We start from the raw sequence: 17,358 nt of genomic DNA, 5'->3' as shown, positions 1-17,358 counted from the left end.
CCCTAAAAAAGCTAATGAAATAATGCCAAATATTAAAACTGTTTTTTCGATCCATATATCAGGACTGAGTAAAATAGCGAGCATAGGAAACAATGCCCCAAATGAAAATGAGCCAGCTGAAGCTAATGCGGCTTGAACAGGATTTGCAGCAGTATTTTCATGAATACCAATTTCATCACGAGCGTGAGCACCCAAGGCATCATGATTTGTAAGTTCAATCGCAACTTGTCGAGCTAAATCCGGTGCTAAGCCTCTGGCTATATAAATTTGGGTGAGCTCATCCAATTCACGTTGCGGATGCTTTTTGAGTTCTTGTGCCTCAAATTTTAAGTCTGCTTTTTCAATATCTTCTTGTGATTTTACAGAAATATACTCTCCGGCTGCCATAGAGGTTGCGCCAGAAATTAAACCAGCAATACAGGTAATAAGAAGCGTATGAGCAGTGGCTCCACTTGCAGCCATTCCCATGATTAGACTAGTAACAGAAATAATTCCGTCATTCGCACCTAAAACGGCTGCCCTTAACCAACCTGAGCGGTGAATAAAATGATGTTCTGGGTGTTGGGAAAAGGACATGACTTTACCTTTTTTAGTTATAAATTTTTATCTTATCCTATAAGATTATTTACAATAATACGATTAAAAAATGTGTCATTATAGGAAAAACAATCAGATAACTACTTTTCAAAACATAATATAAAAGGAGATAAAATGAATGACTTATGGAACCTAGCCTACTTACCCCAACAATGTAATTTATGAGTTTAATTATAATATTTATTGATTAAATTTTAATCTTACTTCTACGCAAACATTCTATCTACTTTACTCTAGAGGTCTCAATGAATAACAAAACAATAAAATCTCTAACCCGTTCCTTTATCGTTATTGGTTCGATCTGTCCAGCTTTAGGCCTCTTAAGCATGGAGACTACATTTGCCCAAGAGATTGTTAATCAAGAATATAAACCAGGTAATCCTATTTATGATAAATGGGACCAATTTTATAAAATTGAGAAGACTCAACCGGAAAATGCCGAGAAGTTATTATTAGAACTCGGCGAAATGACACCTCAAGATATTAAAGTATGGAAAAGTTTAACTTATTTGCAGATTAGAATAGGCAAACAAGAAGCAGCTTTGCAAAGTTTAAGAAAAGCAGAGGTATTAGACCCAGTAGACGATAATTTAAAACTCCAAGAAGCCTATCTGCTTAACTCTCAAAAAAATGATAAAGAAGCTTTGGTAGTTTTTAAGGAGCTTACGCAATCTAAAGATGCTGATATTGCCAATAAGGCGACACAGGCCGTAAAGAATTTAAGTGGAGGGGAAGTCAAAACTTATTTCCGAGATGTTTATTTTGCACCTTCGTATGAGTCACGTTACGACGATGTGATTTTTCCACTTAAAGCCCGTTATGGTAAGAATCTTGATAATGGTCGAGCACAGGTATATGGCTTTTTAAACCTAAACCGCGATACTCAGTCTCAGGGTGGTGTACGACCTGAAATTATTGATGAAAATGCGGTAACTTTAGGTGTGGGCGCTAATTATCAACCTTGGACATCTATACCTGTGCGCATGTATTTAGAAGTAGGTGGAAGTTACGATCTGATTGATCGAAATAGAGATAAATTTCGTGAAAGTGTTGTCGGTGGGGTGACAGGGTATCAAGAGTGGTATTCTCAAAATAATTGTAATCATTCACTTTGCTTTAATGATTACTTCACTGATTTATATGGCAATGCAGCAACTTATTCTAGAGAAGATTATAACGTTATTGGTGATTTACGCTTACGTACTGGCTTAAATGTCTATAAAGGCGAGAACGGAACTGTACAGGCTTATTTAAAATTGCATGGCTTAGCTGACAGTAAAGATGAGTATTACAATAATTTATTTGAATATGGCCCTGGCATTTCATGGCAACCTTTTAATTATCAACCTATAAAACTACGTGTTGAACGACTATATGGCAATTACTTTAAAGATGTGCCAGTAAATACAAAAGATCATTACAACAATACCCGAGTGGAACTCGTCTTTTATAAGGATTTCTAATAGTAGAGGTTTCTATTAATAAAAAAATTAGTCTAGTGTTCTACTTGCTTTATGGTGGTAGGAATACCACCATAAGTGAAGCGATACCACAAACTCACAATATTGACGCACCAGCGGCTCATGTAATGGGGACCATCAAAAATATAGACGGTTTTTCCTTCATATGCTTTTAGTTGAGAAATAATTTCCCAAGGATATGCAGCTCTAAATTGCCCATTCTTTTTAACTCTAAATGCTTCTAGTACTATAATTACTTTATCTTTTCCAAGCTGTTGTTCAAGTTGATCTAAAATATGTTTAGCTTGCTGAGGAGACCGTACACCTACGCCAACTCCGTCTTGGAAGAAAACGCCGTTATGTTCTGGTAACCAGCTTTTAACCCATAAATCATAATGTTCGGGTTCGCGTTCACCACTATAAATACTCACCCAAACTGGTACTGGAAGTTTAGCTAAAACCTGACCTAAAGCACTTACTCGTAACCAAGTTGGATCTGCTTCCACTGGAAAATAATAACCTTTAGGTTTATTTTTTTGCTCTTTTATAATTTCAGCAGATTTTTCCCCTAACTCAGTAACATTTGCCCGAGCTTTAGGTTCATTATATTCGCCAGCCAAGCCTAATATTAGATTTTTAGCCCAAGGCTCTTGTTTAATTTTTTCTAAATTAATTGCTTTTTCCCATTGAGGAAAATTTGATTCTTTCCACCATGATTTAGACTCGACAACAGACCATTGGGGAACAAATGTATCAACACCTAAATAGTGCCAGTTTCCCTCTGGTGGAGTAGTGTTATTGTCGGGCTGCCAGAAAATTCCTTCAATATGCGGGGCTTGTCTTTGATGTTTGAACAACCCCGCATAAGCTATAACACTACAAATAATTAAAATAATAAAAGCAGCTATTTTAATTGGTATCTGTTTTTTCATTATTTCGTCTTAACCAGTACCACAAGAAGATAATTATTATCATGATTGCAGAGATAATCACAACTAATAAGAAGAAAGAAGATTGTTGGACTAAAGGCGCTTTTTGATTTCCAACAATAAGTTTTTGTAAAACATAAATATTTCCATTTTCTGAAACCAACATTTTTGTCACATTGTTTGGAATTTTATGTTGTATTTTTTCCCAAAGGTGCATGAAAGCTTGTGCACCGCCTTGTGAGTCGGTAATCACGTCAAAGCGATTATTGTTATAACTCACAATAAAACCATTAACAGCAGCAGGCGCATAAATAGTATCTTGATGCATTAATACCTGTTGTTGATAAATATCTTTATTCACACGAACATTTATTGCTTGTGGAGCACTTGGCGAATAACGGACTAGGTTAAGTGGCATTGGCCCTTGTGTTAAAAGCATTTTTTTCGCAGTTTGGCCTAATACAATCGCGATATTTAACGCACCAGATTGATCATCAATTGCAATAGTCGGAGTCGTTGCTAAAGTCATTGAAATTGCGGCTACGCCATTTTTGAGTTTATGGGGTAGCTTTAGGGTAGATTTAGCTGTATCAATCCAGAGCGAACCATGTGCAGTGGGTAAACACTGTGAATTAGCAATGACTGAGTTTTCTAGCTTTAAACTAAAATTGGTCGTATTAGAAATAGCTTTGGCAAAAATGTTGAATTGTCGGTTAACGGGATCGGAAGCAAGGTCGGCTGTTTTCATGCTGCCTGCAAGTCCGCCATCAATCCAAGCCGTAATATTTGAACCTTGCAGTAAACCACTTTGAATACGTAAAGCAATTTGCCCTTGCAAGATATCGGTTGGTTGCCATACCGCTGGGAAATCAAGGAATAAGTTCTTTTCAGCGTGATTTAATCTGAAGTCCTCAATGCCTAAATCGGCAAGTGTATTGATTTTTTTAAATTGTGCCCAAGTTGGGGTGGAGATCGTTGTGGGAAAAATTGCACTTCCTGTATCAAGTTGCTCTACATAGGAGGGATTGATTAGTCCATTTATAGCAGCAGTGAGTTCTTGTGGTGTGTGATAAGTAATTGAAAGAGTAGCCACTCCATCTGTTGGTTTTGCAATTTGTACGAATGCTCCACCTTTGAGTGGCGTAGCTGAGCGAATCACTTCAATAATAAAATTTGTTTCATCATTTAAATTAGTTTGTCCTGAATCAACCCATTCAATTGGCGTGATTGAAGTCCATGAACTTGCTAATCTAGCAAGCATGGAAGCTTCTATAATCTCTTTACGGTTATATTTTAAAATACCAACAAACGGAGTAGGCCGTCTCGCTTGTGGATTAGCTAAAGCATCTGGTAAGTCTTTTAAACGGTATACATTACGGATAGGCGTAAAGTCGAGTTGGGAATTGCTTAAATAAGTTAAGTGATCAATATCTTCTGTACAGAATGTTTCTTTGGTTTGATTCAGCGTAGTCGGTTTGGAATATTGCTGAATAATAAAATCTAAACGATGAAAGCCACTCTGACTTGCTGGGATATCAAATTTGAATTGACCATCGCCACTCAGCGTAGTGTTATAAATGAGTTTATCATCATATTTTACGAGTAAAGTTGTATCACTTTCAGTGGAATAATCACTTGAAAATTGAATGTTTTGCCACTGAGCACCTTTTCCAATATAGAAAAAATGAGGCTCGACCGTATATTTAGTTGAAGTACTAATATCGTCGAGTTTCCATATGTACGCATGAGCAGACATGGCGAGCATAAGACTGGTGCTGGCAAGGAGCACTTGAGCTGTTTTGTAGAGATCAAAAGTCTTTTTCATTTATTTTTTCTCCTTGCTACGTTCCGTTTTGTACCATTGAAGGGAGTTGCCCTGTATTTTATTTTTAAGCATGTCATATGCGGCTTTAAAAACAATAAATAGGAATATTTGTGAGTAACTTACATAAGATAAAACAGAGTAAAAATAGAGTTCGGGTTTAACTTTTTCGAGTGAAAGGGTAAACCACATTTGTGCGACATATAGACAAAACGAGAGGCCCCACAGTAATGTGAAGGGACCTGGAACTGAAATGCCTGCAATACCCAGTAACCCAAGCGTCAAGGTGATATGACTCCAGAATAAAGCGGGTACGAAAAGTATGTAGCACATAATGTTATTTAGAATTTCAATTCCAATAGGAAATGGGGTTCTTAACGCTACTGGTAAATATTTACGAGTCACATAAAAATTACCCTGAGTCCAACGTGAGCGCTGTTTAACAAACACACTTAAAGATGGCGGATCTTGTTGCCAACCAATTGCGTAGGGAACCCATTTAATTCGTTTTTGGCCAATAAAAATCCGGAAGCTCATTTCAGTGTCATCGACCAATGACTTCTCATCAAAACCACCTAAGGTTTCTAAAGCATCACGCCAAATGACATAGTTGGTACCCATCAATGTGGATAGTTCAAAACGTTGCCAACGACCGCCCTGAAAAATCCATTGGAAAAAGATGAACTCAATGGCAATAAAGCGAGTCAAAATACTATCTTGCCAATTACGGGTTCTTACTTTGCCATTTACAGCCACTAATTTTTTATCTGCAAGTAGCGTTTGTGCTAATAACCTTACGCAATCTGGTTCAGGTGTACTGTCTGCGTCATAAACAACAATGAGTTCACCTTTTGCATGGGGTAGGCCATTATTCAGTGTCCTAGATTTACCTTTGCCTCCCATTCCTTTAGGAACGTTGACAATTTTTATGCAAGGATAAATCCGCGCTAGATTTTCGGCGATTTCTAGGGTGTTATCTTTAGAGCCATCATTAATCAGCAAAACTTCATATGCTTCGGCTGGATAATCCTGTTGCGCGATTGCATGTAAAGTATCTTCAATCACTACGCCTTCATTATAGGCAGGAATCAAGACACTCAAAACAGGCCATCTATCGGGCACAGGCAGGTTCTGCAACTCTTTTTCGGCTGTTTTTGAGTATTTCCAAGCCTGATAACTCAGCCATGCCCAAAATGCTTGAGGAATCCAGATGCCTAAAAAACCAAATAGGAAGAGAATATCAATGGGAGCCATTTGATTTAACCCTCCTAATAATAGACGAGATCAGCAATAACAATAAAATCACCCCGATGACCAAGGAGATCCATGAAACATAGCTGCCGAAGGTACCAAGAAGGTCAGGATAGGTCGTGGTTAAAATAAGATCGAGTGGAACTACGACTGTGCTTAAACCAATAAAAATATACCCAAGAAAACTAGTGTTCACATGTTCAGAAGTACTTATGTAGTTAATATTATTAAATTTCCATGATATTCCGAGTTGAGGATATCGAATATTTGTGGTCGGTAGATCAGCAGGAGGGTTAATAATAATTTCATAACCAGACACATGACCATTAAAACTTTTAGCTGAATAGAATAAGTGCTGCTTTTGTTTAATTTCTCTAGAGGGCAGCGGAAGTTCCAGTGGATTAAACTGAACAATATAGCTGCCAGCAGTTTGTGAAATTAAGTTTTCATCCCAACCTGTTGAAACAAAAGCAGCCATAGGCCGTAAACCAATTGCAGTCGAAAATGTAGCTTTGGCGGCAAAATATTGAGGTTGTTCCGATTTAAAAAGTGCAATCGGAATAGCACCTTGGCTCACTGCTTCTTTTAATAAGAAATAGTGAGAAAAGCTAAAAACCTCATCTGGTAATATGATGCCTGGCTTAATTCCTTTATGAATCAACCCTTGAAAGCTATCTGAACTGATTTGGTCAATTGTAAAAATAGGCCACCATGTGTCCTGTGATGGGAAAAACATGGAAAGGTCATTAATACTTTGAACTTCAGTTTTTGTTTGTTCAGCTTTAATCTCACAATGATAATATTGACGATAAAACTGCTGTAAAGTGCCATCTGGATATTGATTAGTGGCAATAATAATTCCACAAATATTAAGAAGAGTAGACATTAAGTAATCTCCTCTTCAGGTGGAATTAGAATAATTTTATATTCGACTTCAATCCGCAAAGTCATAATTTCTTTTAGCTTTTTAATAAACTCAGGTTCTTCTTCTGTTTTTTGTTTACGAATAACAATACTGTATATCGTTTCTAGATCATCATCGGCAAACTGGAAAACAATTTCTTGCGCATTGTGTTGGCTCAAAATTTTAATCATGTCATTTTGAGTTGTTTTCCATACATCCTCGCCTAACATTTCTTTAATTAAGGTTCGGTTGAGAACCCTAATTTCAAAGACTTCATAGTCTTGTATGTGATGATGATCAAGAAGCTTAAAGAAACTATGTTGGAAATATTTAAGTGCGCTAAGCGGGAAAATATCACGGCGATAATTTCGATCATAACTTTGTATATCACGATACTTTTGGACGTTAATTTCAATATTATGGCGTACAGCACTCAGAAAAAGAGGAATGAGGGGGATAATAAAAAGTAAAAGGAGCTGACGTTCAATATGTGTTTGTGCCCCAAGGTCAAGTAGAAAATATACTGCAACACCTACGAAAGCGATTAAGCCAACAATTAATGATGCGCCGACTTCTAAAAAAGCCCCAGAAATTAACAGAATAAGAATAAAAATCCAGCTTCCTCTAAAACTTACAGGCAGCCATTCATATGCCACCATCCCCATAAATAGATGAGCTGCGATAATCCATAAGACGAGTGTTCTTCCTGGGTTCTTTTGTTGCATGCGAGCTCTCGCTACCTTTTTGTAATGTTAATTTTTATACTTTTATAATGAACTGTGATGATTTTTGAATTTATTGTTGTGTTTGTCCTTTTATAAATCCCTTTAGTATTATTTTTAGAGTAAAGTCACACTATAGTCAAATATTGTTATTATTTTTAATTAAAAAGAAACAGATAAGACGCAACTCTTATCTAAATACTCTTGAAAGTTTCAATTGCTTTCATACGAGTTTCCTTTAAGTCAACAATTGGTTTGGGGTAATTCAACTGAAGATTAGTTTTAGCTGAGTAGGGTTCATGAATCACTTTATTATCTAGATGAGCTAACTCATCTACCCATTGACGAATATAGTCTCCGTTTGGATCAAATTTCTTAGATTGAGCAATAGGGTTAAAAATTCGGAAATAGGGTACAGCATCAGTTCCTGTCGAGGCACACCATTGCCAACCACCATTATTCGCTGCTAAATCACCATCGATTAAGTGCTCCATAAACCATTGTTCACCTATTCGCCAATCAATGAGTAAGTTTTTACACAAAAACATAGCGGTAATCATGCGGACACGATTATGCATCCATCCTGTTTTTTGTAGCTGACGCATGCCCGCATCAATAATCGGTATACCTGTTTGGCCAGTTTGCCATGCGGTTAGGTGCTCTGGATTATGATTCCATTTAATTTTCTGAGTATCTTTTTTAAACGGAATGTGTTTAGAAACATGTGGAAAATCAAATAAAATATGCTGATAAAACTCTCGCCAAAGAAGCTCATCTAACCATGTTTGTCGGCCTTCGTTTGCCAGATGGAAGTTGCCATGTTCAGCTCGGAAAAGGGCTTGTAAACATTGACGAATAGACAAAATTCCAAGATTTAAATAGGGAGAAAGTTGGCTGGTTCCTTTTACATTTGGAAAGTCACGTTCTAATTTATAAGCAGATAAATGATCTTCAATAAATACATCGAGCTGATCGAGAGCAAAATCTTCTTCAGTCGGCCATAAATCTTGTTGCTCTTTAGAAATAGATGAGTCAAAAAAAGCTTTGATATATTCTAGACTTAAACTTTTTATATTTGAATCAGACTCCGGTTTGGATTTTTGCTTTTCAGGAATTGGATAGCACTGAGGCAAACCACTTATATCTAGTTTCGAATAACATGCTTTTTTGAATGCACCGAAAACCTGATAGGGCTGCTGTGACTGATTACGAATGGAACGTAAAGGAAAAATCGTACGGTCATGAAATAAAAAAAGTTCTTTACTCCGCTGATTTAAAGCTTGTTGTACGGTTTTATCTCTTTTCAACTCATTCACGCCTACTTCTATATTTGAGTAAACATTTTCGATATGAAGTTGATATGTGAGTTCGCAAATATAATCTGCAATATCTTTCCAGTAGGGAATCACTTGAATAATAAGTGGAATATTAAGCTGTTCTAATTCTTTTTTAAGTTGTTGAAGCTGACGTAAATAGAAATTAATTTTTATAGGTGCATCGTGATGTATTTTCCATTGCTCAGGCGACAAAATAACTAACCCCATTGAAGGTCCTTGTTGGCAGGCATGCCATAATGCAGCATGATCCCGAACTCTCAAATCCTGACGAAACCAAATAAGCTGATTTACGTTTGACATGAAAGATACCCTTATAAAGTTGAGTGAGTTAGAGGTTTGTTATCCAGATATTATATAAAAATAAATACATAAAAAAAGCAAAGCCGAAGCTTTGCTCTTATCATCTTTAAAGATGAATTAGTGGTGATGACCACCAGCACCGTGTACGTGACCGTGATCTAATTCTTCTTCAGAAGCTTCACGGATTTCTACGATTTCAACTTCAAAAGTTAAATCTTGACCAGCAAGTGGGAAGTTAGCATCAACAACAATGTTGTCGCCTTCAACCGCTTTAACAGTTACGATCTGAACGCCGTCATCTGTTTGCGCTTGGAATTGCATACCAGGTTGAATGTTCTCAACACCTTGGAACATTTGAGCTGGAACTTCTTGAACTAGGTCTGGGTTGTATTCGCCATAACCTTCAGCTGCTGGTACATTAACAGTAAATTTTTCACCAACAGTTTTACCTGTTAATGCATTTTCTAAACCAGGAATGATATTGCCTGCACCGTGCAAATAGGCAAGTGGTTCACCTTGAGATTGATCAAGTGTTTCACCCTCAGCGTTTGTTAATTTGTAGTGGAATGAAACCACGTGGTTATTTGCAATAGCAGTCATGTTTTTGATCCATTCAATCAATTAAAGCGTACATCATAAAGTGAAAAATAAATTTTGTAGACTACAAAATTTGAATCTTTAACACTTTTATATAATGCGTTTTTATCTAAATAGGGATGAACTTAAAAAATTCAACTCAATATAGTTTAATTTTTGGACGTACACGTCTTGTAAGTAAATCTTTCATTGTGAGTAGTCCAGCCTGTGTGTATCCATGAATCGTTGCTTGATGTAAACGATATAAAGATACATACATTGTTTTAGCAATATAACCTTGCACACTTACATCGCCAAGTAATTCTCCAACGGCTTTATTACGGCTTAAAGACACAAGCGAACCTTTGTCGTTAAAGCTAAACATGGGTTGTGATCGGCCATTAAGTCGAGCAGCCATAGCATCGACTAAAAAGCTCGCTTGTTGGCTTGCAACTTGAGCACGCGGGCCAAGTGGAGGGTGTCTTGCATCAAGTTGGCAACGGGCGCAATCACCAAAAGCAAATACATTTGGGTCGGAATAGGTTTGTAATGTTGCGTAGACCATCAGGCGGTTAATATTATCGCGTTCAAAATCATTGAAACTTTCTAAAACTTTAGGTGCTTTTACACCAGCAGCCCAGACGGTAATATCACTTTTTAATTGATCACCATTACTAAAATAGATGGAATGCTCATCAATTTTTTCAACGCGATGTTTTGTTAAAACTTCAATGCCCATTTTTTTGAGCTGTTTTGCACTATGCTCAGCCGTTTTTTCACTTAGAGCAGGTAAAATGCGCTCAGAAGCCTCAATTAGGGTAATTTTAACTTGGTTGGGATGAATCTTTTTTAAACCATATCGATAAAAGTTTTTAGTCGTTTCAATGAGTTCGGCAGCAAGTTCTACACCTGTTGCACCAGCACCCACAATCCCAATATTTAAAGTCCGCTGATTTTGTTGATTTTGAGCTTCAATATACAGATGTAATAAATCTTGCTGGAAAATATCGGCTTGTTTTCTACTGTCGAGGAAATGACAGTTTTCACGTACGCCCACTGTATTAAAGTCATTTGACACAGAACCAAGCGCTAAAATAAGCGTGTCATAACTCAGCTCTTGTAGATGAGTTTGTTGATCCTTAGAAACTTGAGGAGGAATTAACTCAATTATTTTTTTATCTTTATTAACTCCAATTAATGTTCCAAGCACAAATTCATAGTGATGCTTTTCTGCATGGGCAAAATAGTTAGTTTGTTCTTCGTGTGGATTTAAAGATCCGGCAGCAATTTCATGAAGTAAAGGTTTCCAGATATGCGTCAGGTTTTGGTCAACTAAGGTAATCTTCGCTTTATGAGTTTTCCCAAAAGTTTCACCGAGTTGTGTCGCAAGCTCTAAGCCTCCAGCACCACCACCAACAATTACAATATGATGTAAATTTTGGGCCATTTTTTTCACCTAATTATTTTTCTATAAAAAAAGATGGCTGAATTATGCCATCTTTTATTTACAAAATTTATTGTGCATCTGTGCACAATTTTATGTTTTTAGTGTGAATCTACCGGGTAGAGTTTTGCAGCACTATGTTCACTCGATGAAAAAATAGAGAAAAGGCTAGAAAACCACATCATGATTTTTTGGAAAATGTTGGCTTCTTCAATATGCACGTTATCTTCAATTTGAAGACTACGGATAAGTTGATTATTTTGATAAATAGATACTGTTGCTAAGCTCATTACTTTCATTAACGGCGCAGTTAATTGTTTTTCATTGAGTTCAATATTGACGTGTGTTTGAGTCGTTTCGAGCGGAGCAATAACCTTCGGTTGAAGATTGCTATCAAGTACTTGAACGCGCTGAGTCACACTATCGAAATTATTTAAGTTAATTGGTGCTGGGTCAGCATATAACGAAGTCGTTACAATCGTAGGTTGCTTTGTTGCTACCTTGAACATTTTTAAAGTCGACTTTACAACAGGCAGCTCGGCAATTAATTTTTGCTCAGGAATAATGACTTCATCACGTGTATATGCATAAGCAAGATTCATTAACTTATCTGCAATCTCAGCACGTTTTATTGCACTTGGTGTACCTAAAACAATGACTAATAAACGTCTTTGAGCTAAGTCAGATGAAAATGAAGGACGCGAAGCTGTTAATGCCAAATTATAACCCGCTGCTTTAGTGTAGCCCGTTTTTAGACCGTCAACAGATGGGTCATATTTCAATGCAAGGTTAGTCGCATGGTGAAAGCGTTGGTTGTAGCTAAAGCTTGGCATTTTTGAATAATGCAAATATTCAGGCGTTTGTTTAACGACAGCCTGACCTAATAAGCTTAAATCATGAGCCGTAGTGTAATGATCAGGCATCGTAATTCCAGGAGCGTTACTAAAATGAGTATCTTTCATACCCAAAGCCTGAGCTTCCTGATTCATACGTTGTACAAAGTGAGGAACATCACCAGAAATTTTTTCAGCTAAGGTCACGGCTGCATCATTCGCAGACATCACAATTAAACCTGCCAATAACTGATCAACTGAAATTTGTTCACCAGCTTTAAGATACATTTGTGATTCATCCCACTGCACCACACCAACCACTGGTGTTGCAGTAATGATTTCTTCTTTTTTTAGCTTTCCAGCTTTAATCTCTTTTAAAGCAATATAGGCAACCATCATTTTGGTTAAAGATGCTGGTGCACGTTGCACATGGCTATTATGCTCGGCAATGATTTGACCCGATTGAGTATCTACAATAGTCCATGCAGCGGCTTCAACACTTTCAGGTGCAATATTGAGTAACGCAGCATTGGTTAGGGTTGTGCAGAAAATACTGAAGAGGGTAAAAAGAGATAGAAAAAATTTCACGGATGACCTTAACTTTTACTGGCAAATACGGGACACAGATGCACAGCATGCTATGCCTTTTTTTAGTGGAAGGCTAGTAGGAATTGTTGCCAAAAAATACATCTACGCAAGTCGATACAAAAAAGTGATAATCTAATGTGAAACCGTTCTAATTTTAAATTGAAGAATTTATGTTGCATTATCAAATCGAATTCGATGATTACAAACAGCACCTTGTTCACGTAACAATTCGTTTTTTAGCCAATCCGAATCAGGAACTTTGGCTGCCAACGTGGATTCCGGGTAGTTATCTAATTCGAGAGTTCTCAAAACATATTGAATCCGTTAAAGCTTATGATGAAGCTGGACGTATGTTAGATATTAAAAAAACGAGCAAGAATCGTTGGCGTTTATTTAATACTGATCACGAATTAATGACGATTGAATATGATGTTTATGCATATGATTTGTCGGTACGTGGTGCATATGTTGACCAGACACGCCTCTATATTAATCCGGCGTGTGTGTGTTTGGCATTAGAAGGGCAGGAACAGTCTGCGTGTGAAATCGAAGTTTTCTTGCCAGATGAATTAAAGCATTTTCAGTTAGCAACTGGCTTAGCTTCAAAAAGTCTAGTCAAAGGGCGCTTTACTTTAAAAGCCGATCATTATGATCAACTGATTGATAGTCCATTTGAACTGGCTGATCAAACGCGCTTTGGTTTTGAAACACATGGCATTGAACATGAGTTTGTAATTTCTGGCCCTCATAATGCCAATACCGATCGCTTAAAAGCCGACATTGAAAAGATTTGTGCAGCTGAAATAAATATGTTCGGTTCAGCGCCATTTAAAAACTATACCTTCATGACGATGGCAACAGGGAATAGTTATGGTGGGTTAGAGCATTACAATAGTACAAGTCTGATTACACCGCGTGACGATTTGCCAAAATCGAATGAACCAACTGAACCTTCTAAAGATTATCAGCGCTTTTTAGGCTTATGTAGTCACGAATATTTTCATTCATGGTTAGTCAAGTTTATCCGCCCAGAAAACTTTGCAAATTATAATTTGCATCAAGAAGGCTATACCTCTTTGCTTTGGATATTTGAAGGCTTTACTTCATATTATGACGACCTGATTTTATTACGTAGTGGTGTAATTTCTCAGAAGTCTTATCTGGATTTACTTAAAGCACAAATTGATCGCTATTTACAAAACCCAGGCCGTTTTGTTCAAACAGTTGCTGAATCAAGTTTTGATGCATGGATTAAATTTTATCGTCAAGATGAAAACTCAAATAATGCGGGCACCAGTTATTACAATAAAGGGGCGCTGGTTGCGTTGTGCCTAGATTTAGGTTTACGTCTACGTGGTTCTAGTCTTGATGCTTTAATGCATCGATTATATGAAAATACTCAAAATGGTATGCAAGTAAACGAAAGAACCATTTTTGATTTATGTAAAGAACTGACGGGTGATAGTTGGATTGAACAAATTAATCATCTGATTAATACGACTGATGAATTACCGCTTGATCAATTGCTTCCTGAGTTTGGCTTAAGCTATCGAGTTAAAACCGACAAATCTTTGCCATTAGGCTTAAAACTTGCCGATAAGCCCGAAGGTGTACTTGTGCAAAGTGCCCGCCGTGAGAGCGCTGGAGCTAAAGCAGGTATTTCTGCCAATGATGTGATTATTGCAATTGATGGTTTAAAAGCATCCACTAAGCTTATCGAGAAGTATGCAAAACAGGGTGGCACTTATACTGTCTTTGCTTTCCGTCGTGATGAGTTAATATCTTTTGAAGTTGAGTTTGCTACATCTGATTTAACTGAAGTTGAACTTATAGTTGAAGATCAAGCTAAAACTGAAAAGTGGTTAAAAGCTTAGATTAAAGCTAAATAGTTTATAAAAAACCGATGTTTTGCACATCGGTTTTTATTTTTAAGTACGTCCAAATGGTGAAATCCGTTTTACCTTTGAGTTTATTTTGAATGAAAAGTATAATAATTGTCAGAACACTGAAAGATATCTCATGTAATTTAATGATGTTTAATGCCTGAAAAGTGATCTTAATGTGCGTATTACAATGACTTAGATATCAGAAAATTATCTATATATTTGAATTATGTATTATTTCGCTACGAAATGTCGTTATCACTGGATATTTCGTTGACTGGAAGGCAATGAGAGCCGATACTCTCAGGGTTTTATTTAAGCATATCGGTTCGTAGGCACTGGGCCAAAAGCTCGGTCCTCAACACTCAATCAAACGGAAGGGGCTATATATGGCTGGTGAAAAGTCAACTATTATTTACACACTGACTGACGAGGCGCCACTATTGGCGACCTATTCGCTACTGCCGATCATTGAGACCTTTACTAAGCCAGCTGGCATCGAGATTATTAAAAGTGACATCTCTGTAGCTGCACGTGTGCTCGCAGAATTCGCTGAATACCTAAGTGAAGAGCAAAAGGTATCCGACAACCTTGCAGAGCTTGGTCGTCTTACACAAGATCCAGATACTAACATTATCAAACTCCCGAATATCAGTGCGTCTGTTGCGCAATTAACTGCATGTATCAAAGAGCTTCAATCAAAAGGTTATGCAATTCCTGATTATCCGGAAAATCCTGCAACTGAAGAAGAAAAATCAATCAAAGCTCGTTATGGTAAGTGCCTTGGTTCAGCAGTAAACCCTGTCCTTCGTGAAGGTAACTCTGACCGTCGTGCTCCAGCAGCAGTTAAAAATTACGCAAAAAAACACCCTCATTCAATGAGCGAGTGGAAACAGTGGTCACAAACTCATGTTTCACATATGGAAGAAGGTGACTTCTACCATGGTGAAAAATCAATGACACTTGATCGCGCACGTAATGTGAAAATGGAACTTATCACGACCAGTGGTAAGAGCATTGTTCTTAAGCCAAAAGTTGCGCTTCAAGACGGCGAAATCATTGATTCAATGTTCATGAGCAAGAAAGCACTTTGTGATTTCTATGAAAAAGAACTTGATGATTGTAAAGAAGCGGGAATTTTATTCTCTCTACACGTAAAAGCGACAATGATGAAAGTTTCACATCCGATCGTTTTCGGTCACTGTGTGAAAATTTACTACAAAGAAGCTTTCGAAAAACACGGTAAGTTATTTGACGAATTAGGTATTAACGTCAATAACGGTATGGCTGGGTTATACGAGAAAATCGAAACTCTTCCAACGTCATTACGTGAAGAAATCATTGAAGACTTACATGCTTGTCAAGAACACCGTCCTGCGCTTGCAATGGTTGACTCGGCAAAAGGCATCACAAACTTCCATTCACCAAACGACATCATCGTTGATGCTTCTATGCCAGCTATGATCCGCGCTGGTGGTAAAATGTGGGGTGCTGATGGTAAGCAATATGATGCTAAAGCTGTTATGCCAGAATCAACATTTGCTCGTATTTACCAAGAAATGATCAACTTCTGTAAGTGGCATGGTAACTTCGATCCGAAGACTATGGGTACTGTACCGAACGTTGGTTTGATGGCTCAAAAAGCTGAAGAATACGGTTCTCACGACAAGACTTTTGAAATTTCAGAAGCTGGTATTGCAAACATTACCGATCTTGACACTGGTGAAGTGTTATTGACTCAAAATGTTGAAGAAGGCGATATCTGGCGTATGTGTCAGGTTAAAGATGCTCCGATTCGTGACTGGGTAAAACTTGCAGTAACTCGTGCACGTAACTCAGGAATGCCTGCGATCTTCTGGCTTGACCCGTACCGTCCACACGAAAATGAATTGATCAAGAAAGTACAAAAGTACTTAAAAGATTATGATACGAATGGTCTTGATATTGAGATCATGTCTCAAGTTCGTGCAATGCGTTACACACTTGAGCGTGTAGTACGTGGTCTAGATACGATTTCTGTGACTGGTAACATTTTACGTGACTACTTAACAGACTTGTTCCCAATTATGGAACTTGGTACTTCTGCGAAAATGTTATCTATCGTTCCGCTTATGGCGGGCGGTGGTATGTACGAGACTGGTGCAGGTGGTTCGGCGCCAAAACACGTACAACAGCTTGTTGAAGAAAACCACTTGCGTTGGGATTCGCTTGGTGAGTTCCTTGCTCTAGCTGCTTCTTTAGAAGAGATGGGTATTAAAGAAAATAATGCTCGTGCTAAGTTACTTGCGAAGACGCTTGATGAAGCGACTGACAAGTTACTTGATAATGGTAAGTCTCCATCACGCCGTACAGGTGAGATTGACAACCGTGGTAGCCATTTCTACTTGTCACTTTACTGGGCAGAAGCACTTGCTGCACAGGACGAAGATGCTGAGTTAAAAGCTAAATTTGCTTCACTTGCAAAAACTTTAGCTCAAGAAGAACCTAAAATTGTTGCTGAACTTGCTCAAGTACAAGGTAAACCAGCGGACATCGGTGGTTACTATGCAATTGATAAAGCAAAAGTAGATGCTGTAATGCGTCCAAGTGCTACATTTAATTCAGTGCTTGCAACTGTTAATGCTTAATTACTAACTCGTTAGTAAATAGCTCAAAAGCCGGTGTTTATACACCGGCTTTTTTCTATTTATAGAAATAAAAGTCATAAAAAAA

General features: G+C 37.6%; 13 protein-coding genes. 3 read left to right on the top strand and 10 right to left on the bottom strand.

The features are described 5' to 3' along the window. Positions 1–576 (bottom strand): VIT1/CCC1 transporter family protein (locus tag NL42_RS03680; protein WP_461311795.1); only part of this gene is annotated, 576 nt, incomplete at its 3' end. A 266-nt stretch (positions 577–842) separates the two neighbouring features. On the opposite strand from NL42_RS03680, the gene NL42_RS03675 reads away from it, so the two are divergent. Continuing rightward, positions 843–2,060, top strand: coding sequence for a tetratricopeptide repeat protein (locus NL42_RS03675; RefSeq protein WP_461311794.1), 1,218 nt, complete (start codon positions 843–845; stop codon positions 2,058–2,060). Between the two features lie 32 nt (positions 2,061–2,092). On the opposite strand, the gene NL42_RS03670 is transcribed toward NL42_RS03675, so the two are convergent. From NL42_RS03670 to NL42_RS03630, 9 genes are all read right to left on the bottom strand, one after another. After that, a complete protein-coding gene (locus NL42_RS03670) occupies positions 2,093–2,989 on the bottom strand; it encodes an alpha-amylase family protein (RefSeq protein ID WP_461311793.1) in 897 nt (298 codons plus the stop codon). Then, the gene (locus tag NL42_RS03665; RefSeq protein WP_461311792.1) at positions 2,967–4,811 is read right to left on the bottom strand and encodes a hypothetical protein; all 1,845 of its coding nucleotides are present in this window, start codon (positions 4,809–4,811) and stop codon (positions 2,967–2,969) included. The genes NL42_RS03670 and NL42_RS03665 overlap by 23 nt, the downstream gene beginning before the upstream one ends. Next, a complete protein-coding gene (locus tag NL42_RS03660; RefSeq protein WP_461311791.1) occupies positions 4,812–6,062 on the bottom strand; it encodes a glycosyltransferase family 2 protein in 1,251 nt (416 codons plus the stop codon). Next, on the bottom strand, positions 6,049–6,945 hold the full coding sequence (locus tag NL42_RS03655) for a hypothetical protein (protein ID WP_461311790.1): 897 nt from the start codon (positions 6,943–6,945) through the stop codon (positions 6,049–6,051). The genes NL42_RS03660 and NL42_RS03655 overlap by 14 nt, the downstream gene beginning before the upstream one ends. Then, positions 6,945–7,688 carry a hypothetical protein gene (locus tag NL42_RS03650; RefSeq protein WP_461311789.1) on the bottom strand — a complete coding sequence of 248 codons (744 nt, stop codon included), beginning with the start codon at positions 7,686–7,688 and terminating at the stop codon, positions 6,945–6,947. Before NL42_RS03650 ends, NL42_RS03655 begins: the two co-directional genes overlap by 1 nt. Positions 7,689–7,879: 191 nt before the next feature. Continuing rightward, positions 7,880–9,322, bottom strand: coding sequence for a cryptochrome/photolyase family protein (locus NL42_RS03645; protein WP_461311788.1), 1,443 nt, complete (start codon positions 9,320–9,322; stop codon positions 7,880–7,882). A 117-nt stretch (positions 9,323–9,439) separates the two neighbouring features. Beyond that, on the bottom strand, positions 9,440–9,922 hold the full coding sequence (locus NL42_RS03640; protein WP_003650377.1) for an FKBP-type peptidyl-prolyl cis-trans isomerase: 483 nt from the start codon (positions 9,920–9,922) through the stop codon (positions 9,440–9,442). A gap of 136 nt (positions 9,923–10,058) precedes the next feature. Next, positions 10,059–11,345: an NAD(P)/FAD-dependent oxidoreductase gene (locus tag NL42_RS03635; RefSeq protein WP_461311787.1), complete on the bottom strand. Its 1,287-nt coding sequence runs from the start codon at positions 11,343–11,345 to the stop codon at positions 10,059–10,061. A 98-nt stretch (positions 11,346–11,443) separates the two neighbouring features. Then, entirely contained in the window at positions 11,444–12,763 is a 1,320-nt protein-coding gene (locus tag NL42_RS03630) for a D-alanyl-D-alanine carboxypeptidase PBP6B (RefSeq protein WP_461311786.1), read from the bottom strand. 170 nt (positions 12,764–12,933) lie between these two features. Here NL42_RS03630 and NL42_RS03625 point away from each other — a divergent pair, with 170 nt between their 5' ends. Together NL42_RS03625 and NL42_RS03620 are read left to right on the top strand one after the other, a co-directional pair. After that, the gene (locus tag NL42_RS03625; RefSeq protein WP_461311785.1) at positions 12,934–14,637 is read left to right on the top strand and encodes a M61 family metallopeptidase; all 1,704 of its coding nucleotides are present in this window, start codon (positions 12,934–12,936) and stop codon (positions 14,635–14,637) included. Between the two features lie 398 nt (positions 14,638–15,035). After that, positions 15,036–17,273, top strand: coding sequence for an NADP-dependent isocitrate dehydrogenase (locus NL42_RS03620; protein ID WP_461311784.1), 2,238 nt, complete (start codon positions 15,036–15,038; stop codon positions 17,271–17,273). Positions 17,274–17,358 lie beyond the last annotated feature (85 nt).

It is taken from the genome of Acinetobacter sp. GN11, from assembly GCF_054823985.1.
Note: the sequence above shows the minus strand (reverse complement) of the source record. Positions and strands in the feature narration are given on the sequence as shown.

Bases quoted from the DNA above. Each gene is read 5' to 3' on its own strand.
- NL42_RS03625 (WP_461311785.1), top strand. From the start codon at position 12,934: ATGTTGCATTATCAAATCGAATTCGATGATTACAAACAGCACCTTGTT.
- NL42_RS03655 (WP_461311790.1), bottom strand. From the start codon at position 6,945: ATGTCTACTCTTCTTAATATTTGTGGAATTATTATTGCCACTAATCAA.
- NL42_RS03665 (WP_461311792.1), bottom strand. From the start codon at position 4,811: ATGAAAAAGACTTTTGATCTCTACAAAACAGCTCAAGTGCTCCTTGCC.
- NL42_RS03640 (WP_003650377.1), bottom strand. From the start codon at position 9,922: ATGACTGCTATTGCAAATAACCACGTGGTTTCATTCCACTACAAATTA.
- NL42_RS03620 (WP_461311784.1), top strand. From the start codon at position 15,036: ATGGCTGGTGAAAAGTCAACTATTATTTACACACTGACTGACGAGGCG.
- NL42_RS03660 (WP_461311791.1), bottom strand. From the start codon at position 6,062: ATGGCTCCCATTGATATTCTCTTCCTATTTGGTTTTTTAGGCATCTGG.
- NL42_RS03650 (WP_461311789.1), bottom strand. From the start codon at position 7,688: ATGCAACAAAAGAACCCAGGAAGAACACTCGTCTTATGGATTATCGCA.
- NL42_RS03645 (WP_461311788.1), bottom strand. From the start codon at position 9,322: ATGTCAAACGTAAATCAGCTTATTTGGTTTCGTCAGGATTTGAGAGTT.
- NL42_RS03675 (WP_461311794.1), top strand. From the start codon at position 843: ATGAATAACAAAACAATAAAATCTCTAACCCGTTCCTTTATCGTTATT.
- NL42_RS03670 (WP_461311793.1), bottom strand. From the start codon at position 2,989: ATGAAAAAACAGATACCAATTAAAATAGCTGCTTTTATTATTTTAATT.
- NL42_RS03635 (WP_461311787.1), bottom strand. From the start codon at position 11,345: ATGGCCCAAAATTTACATCATATTGTAATTGTTGGTGGTGGTGCTGGA.